The organism is Bradyrhizobium sp. STM 3843 (assembly GCF_000239815.1).
In the GTDB taxonomy this organism is placed as follows: Bacteria; Pseudomonadota; Alphaproteobacteria; order Rhizobiales; family Xanthobacteraceae; genus Bradyrhizobium.
Window position 1 is genome coordinate 1 of record NZ_CAFK01000275.1, and the last position, 7,715, is coordinate 7,715.

Below are 7,715 nucleotides of genomic sequence, written 5' to 3' on the forward strand. Positions count from 1 at the left end.
GGAGCGGGGGCGAACTAATCACCTCCGGCTGATGGGTGCCGAGCAGCATGCGCTGTTCGCGCAGGCCGAAGCCGAAGCGCCCGGATTTGCCTTCGTGGTGCGCTCGATGAGCATCGACTATCTCAGGCCGGCGCGGATGGACGAAGTGCTCGACATCGTGACCTGGCCGGTGACCGTGAAGGGCGCGTCGATCACGCTGGCGCAGGAGGTGCGCCGCGGCGACGAGCTTCTGGTCAAAGCGGAGGTGCGGGTCGCCTTCATCAGCGAAGGCCGGGCGCACCCGATTCCGAAGGCGCTTCGCGAATTGTTGAAGGCCGATATCGTTTAGCGATGACGCGATAGGAAATGCGCCATCGACTCGCGACGCTGCGGCGCTAGAGTATTCGTCGCTCCGATTGACGATCACGAGGTCCCGATGTCGCGCCCGCCATTTCCGCCGTTCACCAAAGAGACCGCGACCCAGAAAGCCCGAATGGCGGAAGACGCCTGGAATTCGCGCGATCCCGAGCGCGTCTCGCTGGCCTATACCGAGGACAGCCGCTGGCGCAATCGCGGCGAGTTCTTTCAAGGGCGGCCGGCCATCGTCGCGTTCCTGACGCGCAAGTGGCAGAAGGAATTGGACTACCGCCTGATCAAGGATCTCTGGGCCTTCGACGGCAATCGCATCGCGGTGCGCTTTCAATACGAGTGGCACGACGCCGACGGGCAGTGGCACCGCTCCTACGGCAATGAGCAGTGGGAGTTCGATGCGCAGGGCTTGATGCGGCGGCGCGAGGCCAGCATCAACGATATTGTGATCACAGAAGCGGACCGCCGCTTTCATTGGCCCGCGCCCGGCCCGCGGCCGGCCGACGTGCCAGGGTTGAGCGACGATCCGTTCTGACCATCCGCGCCGCCTCGGCAACAGTCGGGGCGGCGCGGTCGGCATGACTTACGCTGCCGCCTTGTGGCGGGCGATCTCGGCTTTATACAGCTCGAATTCCTCCGCCATCGCTTTCGCGACCGATGGCCGCGCGCGCAGCCGCTCGTAATAGGCTTTCACAGCCGGCCATTTCGCCAGCTCCACCGGCGGCGTCGCCATGGTCCAGTTGATCACGGTGACCAGATAGGCGTCGGCCACGCTGAAATGGTCGAGCAGATAGTCGCGGCCTTTCAGATAGGTCTCGAGATAATCGAGCCGCGAGAGGTTCTTCTTCAGCACATGCGCCTTCATCTCCTCGGGCGCGGTCCTGTCCAGCATCGGAATGAACAGGCCCTTGTGCAGTTCGGTTCCGATGAAGCAGAGCCACTGATGCAGCCGGCTGCGATCCATGCCGGGTGGGGTGCCGAGATTGGCACCGGGGAGATGGTCGGCGACATACTGAAGAATAGCGGCATTCTCGGTCAGCACCTGACCATCATCGGTGCGCAGGGTCGGCACCAGTCCGAGCGGATTGACGGCGCGGAAATCTGACCCGTCCTTCAGCACGACCTTGGTTTTCGGGTCGACCTCGAGATAGGTCGCGGGGGCACCGGCCTCGTAGAGCGCGACGCGGGTGGCCATCGAGCAGGCGAGCGGCGAAAAATAGAGATCCATGGGCGCCTCCATAAGCTCCTGACCGGAGCGGTTGTTGATTTTTATACTGTCTCGCATAATATGGGCGCCGTCAACGAATTTGATGCGATATGGTACAAAAAAGAAAAGATGAACCCGAGCAGTCGGCGCAGCGCGAGCCTGGCGCGCCGAAGCGACGCGGGCGGCCGCGCGCCTATGAACCGGATGTCGCGCTCGGCAAGGCGCTGGATCTGTTCCGCCGGACCGGTTTTGCCGCGACCTCGCTGGACGATCTCTCCGCGGCGACGGGCATGAACCGGCCGAGCCTCTATGGCGCCTTTGGCGACAAGCGCGAGCTCTACATCAAGAGCTATCGGCGCTATCGCGACGAGGCGCGTGCCAGGACGGCGGAGATATTTCGCAACGACTGGCCGGTGCGGAAGCAGCTCGAGCGCATCTATGCGACCGCGCTCGACATCTATCTGTCGGGCGAGGAGGGGCCGCGCGGCTGCTTCACGGTGATGACGGCGGGCTCCGAGGCCGTCGCCGATCCCGACATCCGCGCCATGGTGCAGGATGCGCTGACCGAGCTCGACAAGGCCTTCGCCTTTTGCTTCCGCCGCGCCAAGGAGAAGGGCGAACTGCCCGACGGTGCCGATCCGTTCGTGCTGGCCCAGCTCGCGTCGGCGACGATCCACTCCATTGCTGTCCGCGCCCGCGCCGGCACGCCGCGCAAGGAGCTGGAGGCCATCGTCAAGGGCGCGATCGACGTGATGCTGGGGAAGTAGACGCGTCGTCCCGGCCAACGCTGGGACCCATACCGCATGATGTGCCGGTCGGACACGACTGCAACGACCAGCCGATTCCATTACCAACGCCTGTGGTTATGGGTCCCCGCTTTCGCGGGGACGACAGCCGGGGACATCAGTAGCCCCTCCCGCGGTCCACCACATTCTGCAGCGCCCCGCCGGCTTCGAAACGCACGATCTGCTCGGCGACATAGCGCGAGATGGCGTCGGCATCGGTGTCGGCGGCGTTGTGCGGCGTCAGCACGACTCTCGGATGCGTCCAGAATCGGCTGTCGGCGGGCAGCGGCTCCTGTCCGAACACATCGAGCGAGACCGCACCGAGCGTGTCGTCATCGAGGCAGGCCAGGATGTCGGCCTCATTCTGCAGGCTGCCACGTCCCGCATTGATCAGGACCGGTGCGCCGAGCGGGCTCTCCCGGTTGAGCTTCGCGAACAGGGCGTGGTTGAGGATGCCCCGCGTGTCCGGCGTCAGCGGCAGCAGCGCGACCAGGATGTCGGTGCGCGCAAGAAATGCATCGAGCTCCACCGCGCCATGGAAACAGTCGATGCCATCGATCCGCTTTTCGCTGCGGCTCCAGCCCGCCACGCGGAAGCCCAGTCGTTTCAGCACATCGGCCGCATCGGCGCCGAGCGTGCCCAGGCCCATGATGCCGACGCCGAGCGCCGAGGCCGGCCACTGATATTTCGGAGCCCAGCGCTTCTCGCGTTGCGACTCCCGCAAATAGGGTTCCTGGCGATGATGCATCAGCACATGCAACACGACATATTCGGTCATGCGCGCGGTCAGGTCATCGACCGCAACCCGCACCAGCGGCACATCGGGCAGGGTGGTGTCGGCCATCAGCGCATCGACGCCGGCCCCGAGATTGAAGATCACGCGCAGGTTCGGGAACGCCGTCAGCTCGCCTGGAACCGGCTTCCACACCGCCGCATAGTGAACATCGGCAGGATCGAGATCGCCGTCGGGCAGCAGCGCGACCCGGCGGTCGCCGCAGACCTCGTCGAAACGCATTTTCCAGCGCTGCGGCGACCAGTTGTCGGTGCCGCCATGGATCAGAAGCGCCAGCGCGCCGTTGCTCATTCTTTCGTCCTTCTTGGTTCGATGAAATCGCGTGACAGGCCTGGCCGGCTGGCCACACCGCTGGAACCCGCCAAATTTTCTTCGCGGGGCTGTCGGCTCAAGGCATACTGCGTCGTCTTAAGAACGAATGGAGACGCCGTCACATGCTGTATGCGCTGCTTTGCTATCACGACGAGGATTTTGTCGGCTCCTGGAGCAAGGAGCAGGACGCTGCGGTCATGGCCAAGCTCGCCGTGGTGCAGGAGAAGCTGGTGAAGCAGGGCCGGCTCGGTCCGGTAGCGCGGCTGCTGCCGACCACCGCGGCCGCGACCTTGCGCAAGGAGGATCCGCCGCTCGTCATCGACGGCCCCTATGCCGAGACCAAGGAGCAGCTGCTCGGCTTCTACATCGTCGACTGCAAGAACCTGGATGAGGCGCTCGAGGTCGCGCGCGAGCTTGGGCAGGCCAATCCCGGCGGGGCCTATGAAATCCGCCCCGTTGGCACGTTCGCGCCGGGAGGCAAGCTGAAATGACCGATACGGCCTGGATCGATGCGGCATTAACATCGGCGCGTCCCCAGGCCGTCGGCGCGCTGCTGCGCTATTTCCGCGATCTCGATACCGCGGAGGAAGCCTTTCAGAATGCCTGCCTGCGCGCGCTGAAGAGCTGGCCGCAGCAGGGTCCGCCGCGCGATCCCGCGGCGTGGCTGATCATGGTCGGCCGCAATGCGGCCATCGACGAGGTTCGGCGCGGCCGTCGGCAGGAGCCGTTGCCTGCCGACGAGGCGATCTCCGATCTCGACGACGCGGAAGCCGAGATCGCCGATCGGCTCGACGGTTCGCATTATCGCGATGATATCCTGCGGCTCCTGTTCATCTGCTGCCACAAGGACCTGCCGGCGACGCAGCAGATCGCGCTGGCGTTGCGCGTGGTATCCGGGCTTACGGTGAAACAGGTCGCGCGTGCCTTCCTGGTCAGCGAGGCGGCGATGGAGCAGCGGATCACTCGGGCAAAGGGGCGCGTCGCCCAGGCCAATGTGCCGTTCGAGACACCCGGCGCGATCGAGCGCGGCGAGCGGCTCACGGCCGTGGCCGCCATGATCTATCTGATCTTCAACGAAGGCTATACCGCGAGCGGCGAAACCGCCGATCTGCGCAAACCGCTTTCCGAAGAAGCGATCCGGCTGGCGCGGCTGCTGCTGCGGCTGTTTCCGAGCGAGCCGGAGATCATGGGGCTCACGGCGCTGCTCCTGCTGCAGCACGCGCGCGCTGCGGCACGCTTCGATCCCGACGGCGCGCTCATTCTGCTGGAGGATCAGGACCGTTCGCTGTGGAACCAGCCGATGATCGCGGAGGGGTACGCGCTGATCGACAAGGCCATGCGTCACCGCCGCAGCGGCCCCTATCAGATCCAGGCCGCCATTGCCGCGCTGCATGCGCGGGCCGCAACGCCCGAAGACACCGACTGGACGCAGATCGATCTGCTCTACGGCGCGCTGGAGGTCGTGCAGCCGTCGCCGATCGTGACCCTCAACCGCGCGGTTGCGGTGTCGAAGGCCCGCGGTCCGCAGGCGGCGCTCGATATGATCGAGCCTCTGGCGGAGCGACTGCAGAGCTACTTCTATTTCTATGGCGTCCGCGGCGCGCTGTTGATGCAGCTCGGCCGCAACGACGAGGCGCGGACCTCCTTCGATCGCGCCATTGCGCTCGCCCATAGTTCGGCGGAGGCCGCTCACATCCGCATGCAGATCGACCGGTTGATGCGCGATAGCGCCCAGGCGCGGGCCAAGGTCGGCCAATAAAACAGCTCCGCGCGCGCGCAGACGCGGCCCTGCGACAAAATCTTCACCGGAACTGTCGTCCGTCGTCCGCTTCGTTCGTCTTTGAGACGAAGCATCACGATGGAGCGGAACATGCCGATAGAGAGGCTGGAACAACCCGTTTCGAAAGCCGCCTTGTGGAGTGGCCGTCTCCTGAGTGGGCTGGTCGTCCTGTTCCTGCTGCTCGATGGTGCGATCAAGCTGTTGCCATTCTCCAGTGTTACAGAAACGATGGATCGGATGGGTTATAGCTCGAGCGAGGCAATGGCGCGGGCGCTCGGTCTCATCACGATCGCCTGCACTGTCCTCTATGCGATCCCGCCGACGTCGATGGTCGGAGCTATCCTGGTCACCGGCTATCTCGGTGGCGCGATCGCCGCTCACGTCCGGATCGGCAGCCCGTTGGTCAGCTACGCGCTGTTCGGGCTCTATCTCGGGCTGATGGTCTGGGGCGGGCTTTGGCTCCGCGACCGTCATCTCCGCACGCTGCTCGGCTCGCAGCACTGACGACTGAACGACTTCACCAAGGAGGAAGCGATGCTCAATCCCTACCTGAACTTCGACGGCAATTGCGAAGAGGCGTTCAAGCATTATGAGAAGGTGCTCGGCGCCGAGATCAAGGGGCTGTTCCGTAACTCGGATGCACCTCCCGGCATGCCGTATGCGCCTGAGCGCAAGGACAAGATCATGCACGGCACGATCTCCATCGGCGGACAGGCGCTGATGGCCTCCGACGTGCCGCCGGAATACTTCCAGAAGCCGCAAGGCTTCGCGGTGTCGCTGCAGGTCTCCGATCCTGCGGAGGCCGAGCAGAAGTTCGCAAAGCTGCTGGAAGGCGGCACGATCACCATGCCCTTCGGCAAGACCTTCTGGGCCAAGGGGTTCGGCATGGGCACTGACCGGTTCGGCATTCCCTGGATGATCAACTGCCCGGCCGAGGGCTATTGATCCCGCGTCCGCGCGAGCTCGCAAGGATGTCAGCGGCACGCCGGGTATATCGCCTTGAGCTCGCGCCCGCGTAACAACAGAAGCCGCGACGTCAGGCCGCCGCGGCGTTCGATCCAGGCGCGCACCGGATATGGATAGGCCCTGAGCACGAGCTGCGAGGCTTCGGGCTCGGCATAGGTGCGGCCGCGGCGATCCATGGAACGCGCCGCATGAAAGCCGAGCACCGCACGGCGGGTGACACAGATGCGGTCCTCCGGCACAAGGCTGAGGACCAGCGTGCAGGCGGACAGGCACGGACCATCGATCACGACGCGTTCGCCGGACTCGCGCACCTTCTCGAACAGGTCGAGAAAGGGACCGACCTCGCCGCCAGGGCTTGCGATGATGCGGACCTCCGCACGCGCCAGCATCGAGGCGATCGCCCACAGCGCAACCGCGAGCGTGAAGGTCAGAATGAGGCGGGTCCAACTGAACATGATGTCACCCGTTTTTTTGTCACCCGTTTTGGCCTGCGCCGCGCAGGGCCGGCAATCCGATCCCAGCGGCATCGAAGCCGCCGTCCACTGCAAGCACCTGGCCCGTGATGTAACTGGAGCGTTCGCAGCTCAGGAAGAAGATGGCGTCCGCCAGCTCCTCTTCGAGGCCGTAGCGGTTGAGCGGGATCGCGTCATGATATTCGGCACGGATATCCGGCGTATGCACGGCCTTGGCCATCGCGGTGTCGACCGGGCCGGGCGCAACCGCATTGACGCGGATGCCGGCCGTGGCGAGCTCGACGGCGAGCTGTTTGGTCAGGTGTGCGAGCCCGGCCTTGCTGGTGCCGTAGGCCGAGCGCAGCGTCGAGGCCCGCACCGCGGAGATCGAGGTGACGTTGACGATGGCGCCGCCCCGTTCGCGCAGCAGCGGCACTGCGGCGCGGGTGCACAGAAACGGGCCGGTGAGGTTGACGGCGAGCATCCGGTGCCAATCCTGTTCGGAGGTCTCCATCAGTGGTGCGAACAGCGCGATGCCCGCGTTGTTGACCAGCGCATCCAGCCGGCCGAAACGCTGCGCCAGCTGCTCGAAGGCCGACATCACCATGGCCGGATCTGAGACGTCGCAGGCGAGGGCCAACGTCGTGTCGGGACGCTTGAGCGCCGCCGTCGCCCCGTGCAGCTGCTCCTTCTCGATGTCGAGCAGCGCCACCCGCCAGCCCTCGCCGAGAAAGCGTCTTGCCGTGGCAAGCCCTATGCCGCGCGCAGCACCGGTGACGAGAGCGACTTTTTCGGACGACGGGGTCATGGATGGTCAACTACTCCGGCCAGGATTTTCGGCATGATATCAAGGCGATCCTAGCACAACGCCTGATCCGCCGCTGCAGCGAATGCGCGGGGGGTGGACGCGCAGCCTCCTTCCCGCGGCGCGATTTGCGCCCGGGCTTTGTCGGTTCACCACCCTCTTCAAGAAAGAGGGCGCAGGGAAGGCCGGATGCAAGGCCTGCACCCATGGCCCGCCTGCAGCAAAGAAAGCAGGCGGCAGTCACCACAGGTACGGCCGAACACCGGG

11 protein-coding genes and 1 pseudogene are annotated in these 7,715 nt (G+C 65.1%); 8 read left to right on the top strand and 4 right to left on the bottom strand.

Translation table 11 applies throughout. The features are described from left to right. The coding region (locus BRAS3843_RS27795; RefSeq protein WP_035983007.1) for a thioesterase family protein at positions 1–328 on the top strand (328 nt) is incomplete at its 5' end. Between the two features lie 87 nt (positions 329–415). Continuing rightward, complete coding sequence (locus BRAS3843_RS27800; RefSeq protein WP_008972459.1) at positions 416–883, top strand: nuclear transport factor 2 family protein; 468 nt, start codon at positions 416–418, stop codon at positions 881–883. A gap of 48 nt (positions 884–931) precedes the next feature. Here BRAS3843_RS27800 and BRAS3843_RS27805 read toward each other — a convergent pair whose 3' ends face one another. Beyond that, positions 932–1,576 carry a glutathione binding-like protein gene (locus tag BRAS3843_RS27805; RefSeq protein ID WP_008972460.1) on the bottom strand — a complete coding sequence of 215 codons (645 nt, stop codon included), beginning with the start codon at positions 1,574–1,576 and terminating at the stop codon, positions 932–934. An 89-nt stretch (positions 1,577–1,665) separates the two neighbouring features. Between BRAS3843_RS27805 and BRAS3843_RS27810 the strand changes: the two genes are divergently transcribed. Next, a complete protein-coding gene (locus BRAS3843_RS27810) occupies positions 1,666–2,322 on the top strand; it encodes a TetR/AcrR family transcriptional regulator (protein WP_008972461.1) in 657 nt (218 codons plus the stop codon). Positions 2,323–2,458: 136 nt separating this feature from the next. Here the strand turns inward: BRAS3843_RS27810 and BRAS3843_RS27815 are convergent, their stop codons facing one another. Next, positions 2,459–3,424 carry a glyoxylate/hydroxypyruvate reductase A gene (locus BRAS3843_RS27815; RefSeq protein WP_008972462.1) on the bottom strand — a complete coding sequence of 322 codons (966 nt, stop codon included), beginning with the start codon at positions 3,422–3,424 and terminating at the stop codon, positions 2,459–2,461. 143 nt (positions 3,425–3,567) lie between these two features. Here BRAS3843_RS27815 and BRAS3843_RS27820 point away from each other — a divergent pair, with 143 nt between their 5' ends. From BRAS3843_RS27820 to BRAS3843_RS27835, 4 genes are all read left to right on the top strand, one after another. Continuing rightward, positions 3,568–3,936 carry a YciI family protein gene (locus tag BRAS3843_RS27820; protein ID WP_008972463.1) on the top strand — a complete coding sequence of 123 codons (369 nt, stop codon included), beginning with the start codon at positions 3,568–3,570 and terminating at the stop codon, positions 3,934–3,936. Next, entirely contained in the window at positions 3,933–5,204 is a 1,272-nt protein-coding gene (locus BRAS3843_RS27825) for an RNA polymerase sigma factor (protein ID WP_008972464.1), read from the top strand. The genes BRAS3843_RS27820 and BRAS3843_RS27825 overlap by 4 nt, the downstream gene beginning before the upstream one ends. A gap of 111 nt (positions 5,205–5,315) precedes the next feature. Further along, positions 5,316–5,729 carry a DoxX family protein gene (locus BRAS3843_RS27830; RefSeq protein ID WP_244425489.1) on the top strand — a complete coding sequence of 138 codons (414 nt, stop codon included), beginning with the start codon at positions 5,316–5,318 and terminating at the stop codon, positions 5,727–5,729. A gap of 30 nt (positions 5,730–5,759) precedes the next feature. Continuing rightward, on the top strand, positions 5,760–6,170 hold the full coding sequence (locus BRAS3843_RS27835) for a VOC family protein (protein ID WP_008972466.1): 411 nt from the start codon (positions 5,760–5,762) through the stop codon (positions 6,168–6,170). A gap of 29 nt (positions 6,171–6,199) precedes the next feature. Here BRAS3843_RS27835 and BRAS3843_RS27840 read toward each other — a convergent pair whose 3' ends face one another. Beyond that, positions 6,200–6,646, bottom strand: coding sequence for a hypothetical protein (locus tag BRAS3843_RS27840; RefSeq protein ID WP_008972467.1), 447 nt, complete (start codon positions 6,644–6,646; stop codon positions 6,200–6,202). Positions 6,647–6,665: 19 nt separating this feature from the next. Beyond that, positions 6,666–7,451, bottom strand: coding sequence for an SDR family oxidoreductase (locus tag BRAS3843_RS27845; protein WP_008972468.1), 786 nt, complete (start codon positions 7,449–7,451; stop codon positions 6,666–6,668). A 2-nt stretch (positions 7,452–7,453) separates the two neighbouring features. On the opposite strand from BRAS3843_RS27845, the pseudogene BRAS3843_RS41930 reads away from it, so the two are divergent. Next, positions 7,454–7,715: pseudogene (locus BRAS3843_RS41930) on the top strand (hypothetical protein); the annotation flags it as partial.